Below are 15358 nucleotides of genomic sequence, written 5' to 3'. Positions count from 1 at the left end.
GTCTTGAATCCTACCATAGATGTATAAAGAGTCATTTTGTTTTTTTGTTTAGTATCAGTATCAATCCGTTCTGATATTGTTTTTTGAATTGTAGAAAATTCTAGTACAGTAGTTAGGAAGTTTTTATAAATTTATTGTATTTAATTCTTGAGTTGATACCTTTACTTTTTTAATTAATTATGTAATAATATTAACAATACAAATAAATGAAAGTTGGTGTTTCTATTGCATAAAGCAGTAAAACAAGAAAAAGGTCATGGCTATCTCCGTAAAACTAAGTTAGGTTTGTTAAGTGGTATTATCCTAACGACTGCTTTAGGGAGTTTATTTTTAAATGGGATTGTAAGCGCTGACGAACAACCAAATTCAAGTACACCTCCTAATGCAGCACAGACTCCTCCTAGCGAAACTGTGGTTCAAAGTGAGTATGAAACGAGTACAACACATACGGTAAAAGAAACCGAGTTAAAAGCTAAAGTTGAAGAAGTAAAAGCTTTAGGGGTTAAGGTTACAGAAACACCCACTGAAAATGTAGGTGTTGCAAATAGTTCTTCTGAGGTTACACATTTACGCGCAACTGCTGAAGAAAAAGTAGATGCTCAAATTCGTGATTTAGAGTCTGCAAAAGCTGAACAAGAACAAGTGAAAGCGGATAGAGTTAAGATTGATGAGTTTAAAAATACTTTTATTAATGCTAATTATATCAAAGTAAAAGCTAGATTAGTTTCTCAGGTAAATAGTCGAGATATTAATGAAGATGTCTCGAAAGAAGCGTCAGTTAGTCCAATTACATCAAGTAATGGGGAACTTCATTACTTGAAAGCGAATGAATTGGATTTAACTGATTCTCAAGGTTTGTATAATGCAGTATCGAAACCAACTACTGAGGAAGTTACAGAAACATTTATTAAGGTACCTGATCGAATTGGAATTACAGATAAATATGAAACAAATCGTGTGAATATCGGGTATCCTGCTCGTATTGTGGAACTAACTCCAAACACTGTGTATAGTTACACCATCACACCTCGTTCAGATAGTGTTTTATCTAGTATTTACGGTATCGGTAGTATTGAGACAACTGCTAAATTTGAGTATACGCTACCTGAAGAAACCAAACTTTACGCTACATTTAGCAGTAAACCTGTTGAGACTCATGTAATTATTAAAAACTTAACTCGACGTGCTGAAAATCATACTGATTTCATTGGTTACACTCGAACTTATACTTATAAGGATAAGCAAGGAAATATTATTCCAATTAAAGATTTATATGCGAAATTCTTAGATGTCCAAGGTTTTAAGGGGAAAGGGGTTATAACGTCTTCTGATATTCCAAAATCTAAATTATCCGAGTTTGAATTACGTTCAGTTGGTGCTGATTACACTTATAGACAAGAAACATCTTTACTTGGAGAAAATACAATTTCTCAAAAAGAGTACATTGCTAGTAAAGTAGTTCCTAATAAACGTAATCAGTTTACACCTCGCATTGTTTATGCATCAAATCTCCAAAGAGTTGAATTGACAGATACAGAAAAAGCAATCAACGGTGTGTCTCGCACTTTCCATACTGTTACTTATACAGAAGTTCAAAACAAAGGTTTAGTGACTCAGAAGTTTGTAAACGAACAAGGTGTTGAAATTGCACCTAGTGTTAAATCTGAACTTAAAGAAGTAGGTTCTGATGTATCTTTAACTCATCCGACCGATTTGGACTTTGAGAACAAGCGTTATACCTTTAAAGAACAAGACAAACAAGATATTACAGAGATTGTGAAAGGTGAAACTGTCATTACCTATGTGTATAAACAGAAGTATGAGAATAACTTACCACCTGTAGAAACAGAAACAAAAATTCCAATTACAACAACTTATGTAGAAGACAAAACAATCGACTATGGTACGGAAATTGTTGAATCGAACGGTAGCGAAGGTAAAATTGTAACTACAACACCTAAAATTGTGAATGAACTTGATGGTATTGTAACTGACGGTAAGCCGACTGAAAAAGAAACTCCTATGGTACCAAAAGTAGTTAAAGTAGGTACTAAACCTAAAGTTGTAGAAACAACTACTCCATATACAACACGTTATGTAGAAGATAATACAAAAGATAAAGACTATCGAGAAGTAACAAGAACTGGTAAAGCTGGTAAAACAACTACTACAATAACTTATACCTTGGATCCTAATACAGGAGCAGTAACACCGAATGAACCAACCACGATTACTGAAGAAGCAGTAGAAGAAGTTATCACAGTCGGTACGAAACCAAAGGTTGAGGCACCAAAGGTTGAAACACCAAAGGTTGAAACGCCAAAAGTTGAAACACCAAAGGTTGAAACGCCAAAAGTTGAAACACCAAAGGTTGAGACACCAAAGGTAGAAGTACCAAAATCAAAGACACCAACTGAACAATCGACAAAAGAAACTTCACAAATTCCGACTTCTGTAGCAAGTAAGAGAGAGGAATTGCCTAATACAGGTACAGAAGATCATGCTAATCTTGTAGTCTTAGGACTTCTAGGAGTTTTGAGTGGATTTGGATTTCTTGCACACAAGAAAAAAGAAGTGGAGAAATAGTTTTTTCTAACCTATATTAGAAAAGGGCTCACATCTGTGGGCTTTTTCTCTTTGACAATCTTTTTGCTTTAATAATCTAAAAGATTAGAATTGTCAAAACAATCTGTCTAGGCTTGATTTTATGGCTTATTTACTATAAAATGAGAAGGAAAAACGTCAAACTTTTATATTGCAAATAGGAGAAAACATGACAAAAACATTAAAACGTCCAGAGGTTTTATCACCTGCAGGGACTTTAGAGAAGCTAAAGGTAGCTGTTCAATATGGAGCAGATGCTGTCTTTATCGGTGGTCAGGCCTATGGTCTTCGTAGCCGTGCCGGAAACTTTACTTTCGAACAGATGGAAGAAGGTGTCCAGTTTGCTGCCAAGTACGGTGCCAAAGTCTATGTAGCTGCCAATATGGTTATGCACGAAGGAAATGAAGCTGGTGCTGGTGAGTGGTTCCGTAAACTGCGTGATATCGGGATTGCAGCAGTTATCGTATCTGACCCAGCCTTGATCATGATTGCAGCGACTGAAGCACCAGGTCTTGAAATCCACCTCTCTACTCAAGCAAGTGCAACTAACTATGAAACCCTTGAGTTCTGGAAAGAACTGGGCTTGACTCGTGTCGTTTTGGCGCGTGAGGTTTCGATGGAAGAATTAGCTGAAATCCGCAAACGTACAGATGTTGAGATTGAAGCCTTTGTCCACGGAGCCATGTGTATTTCTTACTCTGGTCGTTGTACTCTTTCAAACCACATGAGTATGCGTGATGCTAACCGTGGTGGTTGCTCTCAGTCTTGCCGTTGGAAGTATGATCTTTATGATATGCCATTTGGGAAAGAACGTAAGAGCTTGAAAGGGGAAATCCCAGAAGCATTTTCAATGTCAGCTGTTGACATGTCCATGATTGACCATATCCCAGATATGATTGAAAATGGTGTGGACAGTCTGAAGATTGAAGGTCGAATGAAGTCTATTCACTATGTTTCAACAGTAACCAACTGCTACAAGGCGGCTGTGGATGCATATCTTGAAAGTCCTGAAAAGTTTGAAGCTATCAAACAAGACTTGGTGGATGAGATGTGGAAGGTTGCCCAACGTGAATTAGCAACAGGTTTCTATTACGGTACACCATCTGAAAATGAGCAGTTGTTTGGTGCTCGTCGTAAAATTCCTGAGTATAAGTTTGTCGCTGAAGTGGTTTCTTACGATGATGCGACACAAACAGCAACCATTCGCCAACGGAACGTCATTAACGAAGGGGACCAAGTTGAGTTTTATGGCCCAGGTTTCCGTCATTTTGAGACTTATATCGAAGATTTGCATGATGCTAAAGGAAATAAGATCGATCGTGCTCCTAATCCAATGGAACTCTTGACTATCAAGGTTCCACAACCTGTTCAAGCTGGAGACATGGTTCGAGCTCTTAAAGAAGGTCTCATCAATCTTTATAAGGAAGATGGAACCAGTGTCACAGTGCGTGCTTAATAAACATGTAGGAGACGAAAGTTTTCTAGTTGCTTTCCCTTTAAGTCGAGTCACTAAAAGAAAAGAAGTTGAAAAATATATTAAATTCCATCCGAGATTTCATCTCGGATTTTTTCATTATTTTTCAGAAAGGTCTAGATAATGGACGGATTTATTACAATTTTTTTCCAAAGTTTTCTATATAATAGACTCAAAAATAGTAAAATTGTAAATAAATTTCATTAAACGCTTTCAATGTTAGTAAAAAGTTGACAAATCCAATTTTTAGGACTAAACTAAGTAAGTAAATTTTAATTAAAAGGAGAATTCGTCATGAATTTAACATTTTTCGGTCTATGTCTTGCCTGTATGGGTGTATCTCTTGGTGAGGGTATGTTGATGAACGGTTTGTTGAAATCAGTTGCTCGCCAACCAGATATCATCTCAGAACTACGTAGTTTGATGATCCTAGGGGTTGCCTTTATTGAAGGTACTTTCTTTGTTACTCTTGTCTTTTCATTTATCATCAAATAAAAGAAGTATAAATTGAAAAAGGGAGGATTTTAGATGGAAGAAAGTATTAATCCAACCATCAATATTGGTCCTGTTACCTTTAATTTAACCATAGTAGTTTTGACTTTGTTGACTGTAGCACTTATTTTTGGCTTTATTTATTGGGCAACTCGAAATATGACTTTGAGACCCACAGGAAAACAAAATGTATTAGAGTATTTATTTGATTTTGTTGTTGGATTTACAAAATCAAACCTTGGTCCAATGATAAAGGATTATTCTCTCTTTTATTTCTGTTTATTCCTATTTATGGCCATTGCAAATAATATTGGCTTAATGGCTAGAATTCAGACTACAGATGGTGTAAATCTTTGGACCTCACCAACAGCAAATTTGTCATTTGACTTGGTCTTGTCTTTTACAATTATCTTAATGACACACGTAGAAGGAATTCGTCGTCGTGGAATCAAAAAGTATTTAAAAGCATTTGTAACACCAGGTTTTATGACACCAATGAATCTCTTGGAAGAAGTTACCAATCTCCTTTCACTTGCATTGCGGGTATTTGGTAATATCTTTGCAGGGGAAGTGATGGCAAGTATGTTAGTCCTACTTTCTCATCAGGCCTTCTATTGGTACCCTATTGCTTTTGGAACAAATCTAATCTGGACTGCATTTTCTGTTTTTATTTCTTGTGTACAAGCATATGTATTTACATTGTTATCTTCAATGTACCTAGGAAATAAAATTAATGATGAAGAATAGAAAGGAGTAGTTTATGAATGTAACAGTAGGTGAATTACTTGGTGATTTTATACTAATCGCTGGTTCCTTTATTCTCTTGCTAGTCTTGGTTAAGAAATATGCTTGGTCAAATTTGACTAGTATTTTCGAACAAAGAGCAGAAAAAATTGCAGCAGATATTGACGGAGCTGAACAAGCACGTCAAAAAGCAGAAGTATTGGCTCAAAAACGCGAAGATGAATTGGCTGGTAGCCGTAAAGAAGCTAAGACAATCATTGAGAATGCGAAAGAAACAGCTGAGAAAAGCAAAGCTAGTATTTTAGCAGATGCTAAGCTAGAAGCAGGACGCTTGAAAGAAAAAGCGAACCAAGAAATTGCTCAAAATAAAGCTGAAGCTTTACAAAGCGTTAAGGGTGAGGTAGCAGATTTGACAATCAGCCTGGCTGGTAAAATCATCTCACAAAACCTTGACGGTCATGCCCATAAAGAACTCATTGATCAGTATATCGATCAGTTAGGAGAAGCTTAATGGACAAGAAAACAGTAAAGGTAATTGAAAAATACAGCATGCCTTTTGTCCAATTGGTTATAGAAAAAGGAGAAGAAGACCGTATCTTTTCAGACTTAGCTCAAATCAAGCAAGTTGCTGAAGAAACAGCCTTACCTTCTTTTTTAAAAAAAGTGGCAGTAGACGAGTCTGACAAGGAAAAAACAATTACTTTCTTCCAAGATTCAGTGTCACCTTTATTGCAAAACTTTATCCAGGTTCTTATCTACAATCACAGAGCAAATCTTTTTTATGATATTCTTGTAGATTGCTTGAACCGACTTGAAAAAGAAACAAATCGATTTGAAGTGACGATTACTTCAGCTCATCCTTTAACTGATGAACAGAAGAGTCGCTTGCTCCCTTTGATTGAGAAAAAAATGTCTCTTAAAGTAAGGAGTGTAAAAGAACAAATCGATGAAAGTCTTATTGGTGGTTTTGTCATTTTTGCCAATCACAAGACAATTGATGTGAGTATTAAACAACAACTTAAAGTTGTTAAAGAAAATTTGAAATAGAAAGTGGTGTTCTTTTGGCAATTAACGCACAAGAAATCAGCGCTTTAATTAAGCAACAAATTGAAAATTTCAAACCCAATTTTGATGTGACTGAAACAGGTGTTGTAACCTATATCGGGGACGGTATCGCGCGTGCTCACGGCCTTGAAAATGCCATGAGTGGAGAGTTGTTGATTTTTGAAAACGGCTCTTATGGTATGGCTCAAAACTTGGAGTCAACAGACGTTGGTATTATCATCCTAGGTGACTTTACAGATATCCGTGAAGGCGATACAATCCGCCGTACAGGGAAAATCATGGAAGTCCCAGTAGGTGAAAGTCTGATTGGTCGTGTTGTGGATCCGCTTGGTCGTCCAGTTGACGGTCTTGGAGAAATCTACACTGATAAAACTCGTCCAGTAGAAGCACCAGCTCCTGGTGTTATGCAACGTAAGTCTGTATCAGAACCATTGCAAACTGGTTTGAAAGCTATTGACGCCCTTGTACCGATTGGTCGTGGTCAACGTGAGTTGATTATCGGTGACCGTCAGACAGGGAAAACAACCATTGCGATTGATACAATCTTGAACCAAAAAGGTCAAGATATGATCTGTATCTACGTAGCGATTGGACAAAAAGAATCAACAGTTCGTACGCAAGTAGAAACACTACGTCAGTACGGTGCCTTGGACTACACAATCGTTGTGACAGCCTCTGCTTCACAACCATCTCCATTGCTTTTCCTAGCTCCTTATGCTGGGGTTGCCATGGCGGAAGAATTTATGTACCAAGGTAAGCATGTTTTGATCGTTTATGATGATTTATCAAAACAAGCGGTAGCTTATCGTGAACTGTCACTCTTGCTTCGTCGTCCTCCAGGTCGTGAAGCTTTCCCAGGGGATGTTTTCTACCTTCACAGCCGTTTGCTTGAGCGCTCAGCTAAAGTTTCTGATGAACTTGGTGGTGGATCAATTACTGCCCTACCATTTATCGAGACACAAGCAGGAGATATCTCTGCCTATATCGCAACCAACGTGATTTCAATCACTGATGGACAAATCTTCCTTGGTGATGGTCTCTTCAATGCGGGTATTCGTCCAGCCATCGATGCGGGTTCATCTGTATCTCGTGTAGGTGGTTCTGCACAAATCAAAGCCATGAAAAAGGTTGCTGGTACACTTCGTATCGACCTTGCTTCATACCGTGAGTTGGAAGCCTTCACTAAGTTTGGTTCTGACTTGGATGCGGCAACACAGGCTAAGTTGAACCGTGGACGTCGTACAGTTGAAGTCTTGAAACAACCTGTTCACAAACCATTACCTGTTGAGAAACAAGTAACCATTCTCTATGCTTTGACACATGGTTTCTTGGATACTGTTCCAGTAGATGATATTGTTCGTTTCGAGGAAGAGTTCCATGCCTTCTTTGATGCTCAACATCCAGAGATTTTGGAAACCATTCGTGATACAAAAGACTTGCCAGAAGAAGCAGTCTTGGATGCTGCGATTACAGAGTTTCTCAATCAAACCAGCTTCCAATAAGAATAGAGGTGTCAGATGGCAGTATCTCTAAATGATATTAAAACAAAAATCGCCTCAACAAAAAATACTAGTCAAATCACAAATGCCATGCAGATGGTATCAGCTGCTAAGCTAGGTCGTTCTGAAGAAGCTGCTCGCAACTTCCAAGTTTATGCTCAGAAAGTTCGTAAACTTTTGACGGATATTCTTCATGGGAATGGAGCTGGTAGTTCAACCAATCCGATGTTGATTAGCCGTCCAGTTAAGAAGACAGGCTATATCGTCATTACATCAGACCGAGGTTTGGTTGGAGGTTATAATTCTTCTATTTTGAAAGCCGTTATGGAGCTGAAAGAAGAATACCATCCAGACGGTAAAGGTTTTGAAATGATCTGTATTGGTGGAATGGGAGCTGATTTCTTTAAAGCTCGTGGTATTCAACCACTTTATGAACTACGTGGCTTGGCAGATCAACCAAGCTTTGATGAAGTTCGTAAGATTATTTCAAAAACTGTTGAAATGTACCAAAATGAACTTTTTGATGAACTCTATGTCTGCTATAACCACCATGTCAATACGCTAACCAGTCAAATGCGTGTGGAGCAAATGCTTCCGATTGTTGACTTGGATCCAAATGAAGCGGATGACAGTTACAGTTTGACCTTTGAGTTGGAAACTAGTCGAGAAGAAATTTTGGAGCAGTTGTTGCCTCAATTTGCAGAAAGTATGATTTATGGTGCTATTATCGATGCTAAGACAGCTGAAAATGCTGCTGGTATGACAGCCATGCAAACAGCGACAGATAATGCTAAGAAAGTCATTAATGATTTGACAATTCAGTATAACCGTGCCAGACAGGCGGCGATTACACAAGAAATTACAGAAATCGTAGCAGGAGCTAGTGCCTTAGAATAGGCACTAGTCCAGCTCGTATGAAAATGAACTTAGGACCTAGTTAAGCTAGGACCGACAGTATCTTATATAGAATAGGAGAAGGAGATGAGTTCAGGTAAAATTGCTCAGGTTATCGGTCCCGTTGTAGACGTCTTGTTTGCAGCAGGGGAAAAACTTCCTGAGATTAACAATGCACTTGTCGTCTACAAAAATGACGAAAGAAAAACAAAAATCGTCCTTGAAGTAGCCTTGGAGTTGGGAGATGGTATGGTCCGTACTATCGCCATGGAATCAACAGATGGTTTGACTCGTGGAATGGAAGTATTGGACACAGGTCGTCCAATCTCTGTACCAGTAGGTAAAGAAACTTTGGGACGTGTCTTCAATGTTTTGGGAGATACCATTGACTTGGAAGTTCCTTTTACAGAAGATGCAGAGCGTCAGCCAATTCATAAAAAAGCTCCAACTTTTGATGAATTGTCTACCTCTTCTGAAATCCTTGAAACAGGGATTAAGGTTATCGACCTTCTTGCCCCTTACCTTAAAGGTGGAAAGGTTGGACTTTTCGGTGGTGCCGGAGTTGGTAAAACCGTCTTAATCCAAGAATTGATTCACAACATTGCCCAAGAACACGGTGGTATTTCAGTATTTACCGGTGTTGGGGAACGTACTCGTGAGGGTAATGACCTTTACTGGGAAATGAAAGAATCAGGTGTTATCGAGAAAACAGCCATGGTATTTGGTCAGATGAATGAGCCGCCAGGAGCACGTATGCGTGTTGCCCTAACTGGTTTGACAATCGCCGAATACTTCCGTGATGTAGAAGGACAAGACGTGCTTCTCTTTATCGATAATATCTTCCGTTTCACTCAGGCTGGTTCTGAAGTATCTGCCCTTTTGGGTCGTATGCCATCAGCCGTTGGTTACCAACCAACACTTGCTACGGAAATGGGTCAATTGCAAGAGCGTATCACATCAACCAAGAAGGGTTCTGTAACCTCTATCCAGGCTATCTATGTGCCAGCGGATGACTATACTGACCCAGCGCCAGCAACAGCCTTCGCTCACTTGGATTCAACAACCAACTTGGAACGTAAGTTGGTACAATTGGGTATCTACCCAGCCGTTGACCCACTTGCTTCAAGCTCACGTGCCTTGGCACCTGAAATCGTTGGAGAAGAGCACTATGCAGTTGCTGCTGAAGTAAAACGTGTTCTTCAACGTTACCATGAATTGCAAGATATTATTGCTATCCTTGGTATGGATGAGCTTTCTGATGAAGAAAAGACCTTGGTTGCTCGTGCTCGTCGTATCCAGTTCTTCTTGTCACAAAACTTCAACGTTGCTGAACAATTTACTGGTCAACCAGGTTCTTATGTTCCAGTTGCTGAAACTGTTCGTGGCTTTAAGGAAATCCTTGATGGTAAACACGACCACTTGCCAGAAGATGCCTTCCGTGGTGTAGGTTCTATCGAAGATGTGATTGCAAAAGCTGAAAAAATGGGATTTTAAGAGGTGATCTATGGCTCAGTTAACTGTCCAGATCGTGACACCAGATGGTCTCGTCTATGATCACCATGCCAGCTTTGTATCAGTTCGAACTCTGGATGGTGAGATGGGAATCTTGCCACGACATGAAAATATGATTGCAGTTTTAGCAGTTGATGAGGTTAAGGTTAAACGTGTAGATGATGAAAATCACGTGAACTGGATTGCAGTGAACGGAGGCGTTATCGAAGTTGCCAATGGCGTTGTCACAATTGTTGCTGACTCTGCAGAACGTGCTCGTGATATCGACGTTAGTCGTGCAGAACGTGCCAAACTTCGAGCAGAGCGTGAAATTGAAGAAGCACAAGACAAACACTTGATTGACCAAGAACGTCGTGCGAAGATTGCACTGCAACGTGCCATTAACCGTATTAATGTCGGAAATAGACTATAAGAAAAAAATGGCTCTTTGTCAACTGTAGTGGGTTGAAGAAAAGCTAAGATCGAGAAAGGACACATTTCGTCCTTTCTTTTTTGATATTGAGAGCGATAAAAATCCGTTTTTTGAAGTTTTCAAAGTTCCGAAAACCAAAGGCATTTCGCTTGATAAGTTTGATGAGATTATTGGTCGCTTCCAATTTGGCGTTGGAATAGGGTAGTTGAAGGGCGTTGACAATCTTTTCTTTATCCTTGAGGAAGGTTTTAAAGACAGTCTGAAAAAGAGGATGAACCTGCTTTAGATTGTCCTCAATAAGTCCGAAGAATTTGACAGGTTCCTTGTTCTGAAAGTGAAAAAGCAAGAGTTGATAGAGATTGTAGTGGTGTTTCAAGTCTTCTGAATAGCTCAAAAGCTTGTCTAGAATTTCTTTATTTGTTAAGTGCATGCGAAAAGTGGGGCGATAAAAACGTTTATCACTGAGTTTACGACTATCCTGCTGTATGAGCTTCCAGTAGCGCTTGATGGCTTTGTATTCATGAGATTTTCGCTCAAATTGATTCATGATTTGGACACGGACACGACTCATAGCACGGCTGAGATGTTGGACAATGTGAAAGCGGTCGAGAACGATTTTAGCACATGGGAAAAGCTGTTTAGCTAAGGCATAGTAGGGACTAAACATATCCATCGTAATGATTTTCACCTGACAACGAACAGCTCGCTCGTAGCGCAGAAAGTGATTTCGTATGATAGCCTGTGTTCTGCCTTCAAGAACAGTGATGATGTTAAGATTATCAAAATCTTGTGCAATGAAACTCATCTTTCCCTTGGTAAAGGCATACTCGTCCCAAGACATAATCTCTGGAAGACGAGAAAAATCATGCTTAAAACGGAAGTCATTAAGCTTGCGAATGACAGTTGAAGTTGAAATAGCCAGTTGATGAGCGATATCGGTCATAGAAGTTTTTTCAATCAATTTTTGCGCAATTTTTTGGTTGATAATACGAGGAATTTGGTGATTTTTCTCGACGAGAGAGGTCTGTGAGACCATCATTTTAGAGCAATGATAGCACTTGAAACGACGCTTTTTAAGGAGGATTCTGGTAGGCATACCAGTTGTTTCAAGGTAAGGAATTTTCGATGGTTTTTGGAAGTCATATTTCTTCATTTGACTTCCACATTCAGGACAAGATGGGGCCTCATAATCCAGTTTAGCGATGATTTCCTTGTGGGTATCTCTATTAACAACATCCATAATTTGGACATTAGGGTCTTTGATATCGAGCAGTTTTATGATAAAATGTAATGGTTCCATATGAATCTTTCTAATGAGTTGTTTCGTCGCTTTTCATTATAGGTCATATGGGACTTTTTTTCTACACAAAAATAGGCTCCATAATATTTATAGGAGATTTACCCACTACAAATATTATAGAGCCAAAAAAATGAACTTGAGTTACCAAGTTCATTTTTTATGTTTTCTTAAGGGGCAAAACTGATGCAGACTGCTTCTGGGACATGGAAGTCATTAGAAAGTTCTGCTAGACGACCAGTTTCAGGATTGCGTTTAAAGACGGTTGCATTGTCAGAGTCCTGATGGACAGCAATGACAAATTCTTGGTCTGGTGTCAAATCAAAATCACGTGGAGTCTGACCATGTGTCGGAACGATTTCTAACAACTCTAAGCTACCGTCCGCAAGGATTGTATATACTGCGATAGAATCATGGCCACGGTTAGAGGCGTAGAGGTACTTCCCATCTTTAGAGAGACGAATAGCAGCAGTACCATTAAAGCCTTTATAACCGTCTGGTAGAGTTGAAATGACTTGCATGCGTTCAAATTCGCCAACACCATCGTAGATTAGAACCTCGATAGTGCTATTGAGTTCACAAATGAGATAAGCGATTTTATAATGGTTATGGAAAATAATATGGCGTGAGCCTGCTCCTGGCTGGCTATGATAGGTATAGAGCTTAGATAATTTTCCTTCTGGATCAAGATCATAAGTAATTACTTGGTCAGTACCCAAGTCGCAGGTCACTAGATAGTGGTCAGGTGTTAAATCTGTATAGTGAACATGTGGAGAAGCTTGATTTTCATGTGGACCTTGGCCACTGTGTTGATCAACATCACTAAGTAGAAGACGACCATCTTCCTGACGTTTATAAACAAGGACCTGTCCCTTGTGGTAGTTTGCTGCGTAAACCAAATCACGCTCTTCATCAACGGCAACATAACAGTGGGGGGCTCCCTCTTCAACGACGTGATTTAATAAGGTGCCATTAGTTTGATAGGCTGCAATTCCACCCTTATCGTCTTGACTACCAACAGTGTATAAATGTTGATGCTGGTCAAAGGCAAGGTAGGTCGGACTTGGTTCAGCTGCAAAAAGTTCTAGATTTGAAAGCAGACCAGTTTCTGTATCAAAGTCTGCCATGTAAATCCCTTGGGAAGTACGACGTGTATAAGTTCCAAAATAAACAGTTTCTTTCATTACTATACCTCTGTGTAAAGATAAGACTATTATATCACAAAAATGGAAGTATGAAGAAATCAAGATTAGCAAGACCTTCACCTAATTCTTTTGATGATAATATTAGAAATTTTTTCATTGATTTACTTAATAAAAGTGCTTTTCTAATCTTAGAAAACTATTAAAGGAGTTTAACTATGAAAAAACGTGTTTTCTTAGCAACAGGATTTACTGTTTTATCAGTAGCTGTTCTAGCAGCGTGTTCATCTGGTAATGATAATAAAGATGCTACTAGACCAGTGAATTATGCTTATGTGTTTACATCAGATCCTGTTACTTTGGATTATACAGTTTCTGGTAATGTCAGCACTAAACAGATTACAGGTAATGTTATTGATGGATTACTAGAAAATGATCAATATGGAAATTTAGTTCCATCGGTTGCAGAAGATTGGACTGTTTCTAAAGATGGCTTGACCTATACCTATAAAATCCGTCAGGGTGTCAAGTGGTATACCAATGAGGGAGAGGAGTATGGTGAAGTTAAGGCTCAGGACTTTGTAGCAGGTCTGAAGCATGCAGCTGATAAGAAATCACAGGCCCTCTATTTGGTACAGGATTCTATCAAAGGATTGGATGACTATGTAAATGGGAAAACAACAGATTTTTCTACTGTTGGTGTCAAAGCAACGGATGATTATACTCTTGTTTATACCTTGAATCATCCAGAATCTTTCTGGAATTCGAAGACAACAATGGGAGTTCTTGCTCCTATTAGCGAAGACTTTTTAGCTTCTAAAGGAGATGATTTTGGTAAGGCCACTGATGTTACGAGCATTCTCTACAACGGTCCTTATCTCCTCAAGGGTCTTACATCTAAGTCTTCTATCGAAATGACCAAAAATCAAAATTATTGGGATAAGCAAAATGTCTTTATTGATGATATCAAGTTATCATTCTTTGATGGTCAAGATGCAGATTCTCTAGGACGCGGTTTTGATGAGGGACATTATCCAGCTGCTCCACTCTTTAAAAATTCTGCCAACTATGAACGTCTAAAAGAAAAATACAAGGATAATATTGTATATGGTCAACAAAGAGGTGGCGTATTCTATATGTCTACTAATATTGATCGTGTGTCATATAATCATACTGCTAAAACAAGTGATGTAGAAAAATCCTCTACTAAGAAAGCACTTTTAAACAAAGACTTCCGTCAAGCCTTGGCATTTGCTGCAGATCGTAAAGCAGCTGTTTCTCAGGTGTTTGGAGATGAAGTGGCGCCGCGTAAACTACGTACAAGTTTCACTCCTCCAACATTTGTACAAGTAGGAGACCAATCGTTTGGTCAAGTAACTAAGACAGAATTAGATAAGTTGGATAGTATTTGGAAAGATGTCAGTCTTGATGATGCGCAAGATTCACTTCATAATGTAGACAAGGCTAAGGTTAAGTTTGAATCTGCTAAGAAAACTCTTCAAGCTGATGGAGTACAGTTTCCGATTCATTTAGATCTTCCAGTTTCATCTACTCAGACAGATTTTATTCATCAAGCTCAGTCTTATAAACAATCAATTGAAGAAGCCATGGGCTCTGAAAATGTAGTTGTTGACATTCAACAGGTTTCTGATGATGAATTGGGAAACATGACTGTTCTAGCGACATCAAATAATAATGTTGATTGGGACATTAATGTTAATAGTGGTTGGAGTCCGGATTATGCAGATCCGTCAACTTATCTAGATGTATTTGATCCAACATCTGGCCCAAGTCTCCTCAGCTCTCTTGGTGTAGCACCAGGAACAGACAATCCAGCCCTTAAAACAGTTGGATTGGATAAATACAAAGAATTGATTGATGACGCAAACAGTGAGAAAACAGATCTGCAAAAACGTTATTCTAAATATGCTAAGGCTCAAGCTTGGTTAACAGATAGTGCTCTAGTTATTCCTGTACACTCAGACGGTGCCCAAATGCTTGTAACGAAGAAAGTATTAGGCAGTGGTGCTGATGGTTGGGTTGGTGACAAAACAGGCGATAACAGTTATAAATATCTTAAACTCCAAGACAAGATTGTTACTTCTAAAGAAATGGATGAGTTCCGCAAGAAATTTGCTGATGAAAAAGGCAAATCCAATGCTGATTATCAGAAGAACTTAGACCGTCATATTCAAGACTAATCGAATCTCCTCTTTTGAGGGG

13 protein-coding genes are annotated in these 15358 nt (G+C 38.8%); 11 read left to right on the top strand and 2 right to left on the bottom strand.

Features of this window, described 5'->3' with window-relative positions:
- The first annotated feature begins 216 nt into the window (after positions 1 to 216).
- The 10 genes from QMQ21_RS05770 (at position 217) to QMQ21_RS05725 (ending at position 10696) form a co-directional block, all read left to right on the top strand.
- Entirely contained in the window at positions 217 to 2586 is a 2370-nt protein-coding gene (locus QMQ21_RS05770) for a G5 domain-containing protein (RefSeq protein ID WP_284524731.1), read from the top strand.
- Between the two features lie 187 nt (positions 2587 to 2773).
- Positions 2774 to 4060: a peptidase U32 family protein gene (locus QMQ21_RS05765; protein WP_000169061.1), complete on the top strand. Its 1287-nt coding sequence runs from the start codon at positions 2774 to 2776 to the stop codon at positions 4058 to 4060.
- A 312-nt stretch (positions 4061 to 4372) separates the two neighbouring features.
- Complete coding sequence (locus tag QMQ21_RS05760) at positions 4373 to 4573, top strand: F0F1 ATP synthase subunit C (protein WP_001054560.1); 201 nt, start codon at positions 4373 to 4375, stop codon at positions 4571 to 4573.
- Positions 4574 to 4606: 33 nt separating this feature from the next.
- Positions 4607 to 5317, top strand: a complete 711-nt coding sequence (gene atpB, locus QMQ21_RS05755; RefSeq protein ID WP_000392870.1) for a F0F1 ATP synthase subunit A — start codon at positions 4607 to 4609, stop codon at positions 5315 to 5317.
- 13 nt (positions 5318 to 5330) lie between these two features.
- Positions 5331 to 5825 carry a F0F1 ATP synthase subunit B gene (gene atpF / locus QMQ21_RS05750; protein WP_001103468.1) on the top strand — a complete coding sequence of 165 codons (495 nt, stop codon included), beginning with the start codon at positions 5331 to 5333 and terminating at the stop codon, positions 5823 to 5825.
- Positions 5825 to 6361: a F0F1 ATP synthase subunit delta gene (locus QMQ21_RS05745; RefSeq protein WP_000359020.1), complete on the top strand. Its 537-nt coding sequence runs from the start codon at positions 5825 to 5827 to the stop codon at positions 6359 to 6361. Before atpF ends, QMQ21_RS05745 begins: the two co-directional genes overlap by 1 nt.
- A gap of 14 nt (positions 6362 to 6375) precedes the next feature.
- On the top strand, positions 6376 to 7881 hold the full coding sequence (atpA, locus tag QMQ21_RS05740; protein WP_000996632.1) for a F0F1 ATP synthase subunit alpha: 1506 nt from the start codon (positions 6376 to 6378) through the stop codon (positions 7879 to 7881).
- Between the two features lie 15 nt (positions 7882 to 7896).
- On the top strand, positions 7897 to 8775 hold the full coding sequence (locus QMQ21_RS05735; protein ID WP_000301224.1) for a F0F1 ATP synthase subunit gamma: 879 nt from the start codon (positions 7897 to 7899) through the stop codon (positions 8773 to 8775).
- An 84-nt stretch (positions 8776 to 8859) separates the two neighbouring features.
- Positions 8860 to 10266, top strand: coding sequence for a F0F1 ATP synthase subunit beta (gene atpD, locus QMQ21_RS05730; protein WP_049547270.1), 1407 nt, complete (start codon positions 8860 to 8862; stop codon positions 10264 to 10266).
- Positions 10267 to 10276: 10 nt separating this feature from the next.
- Positions 10277 to 10696 (top strand): F0F1 ATP synthase subunit epsilon, encoded by a 420-nt coding sequence (locus QMQ21_RS05725; RefSeq protein WP_004256585.1) that lies wholly within the window; start codon positions 10277 to 10279, stop codon positions 10694 to 10696.
- Positions 10697 to 10739: 43 nt separating this feature from the next.
- On the opposite strand, the gene QMQ21_RS05720 is transcribed toward QMQ21_RS05725, so the two are convergent.
- Positions 10740 to 11996: an ISL3 family transposase gene (locus tag QMQ21_RS05720; RefSeq protein ID WP_049501810.1), complete on the bottom strand. Its 1257-nt coding sequence runs from the start codon at positions 11994 to 11996 to the stop codon at positions 10740 to 10742.
- A 167-nt stretch (positions 11997 to 12163) separates the two neighbouring features.
- The gene (locus QMQ21_RS05715; protein WP_049500372.1) at positions 12164 to 13177 is read right to left on the bottom strand and encodes a lactonase family protein; all 1014 of its coding nucleotides are present in this window, start codon (positions 13175 to 13177) and stop codon (positions 12164 to 12166) included.
- Positions 13178 to 13353: 176 nt separating this feature from the next.
- Between QMQ21_RS05715 and QMQ21_RS05710 the strand changes: the two genes are divergently transcribed.
- Positions 13354 to 15336: a peptide ABC transporter substrate-binding protein gene (locus tag QMQ21_RS05710; protein ID WP_049551107.1), complete on the top strand. Its 1983-nt coding sequence runs from the start codon at positions 13354 to 13356 to the stop codon at positions 15334 to 15336.
- Positions 15337 to 15358 lie beyond the last annotated feature (22 nt).

The organism is Streptococcus bouchesdurhonensis (assembly GCF_948472335.1).
Note: the sequence above shows the minus strand (reverse complement) of the source record. Positions and strands in the feature narration are given on the sequence as shown.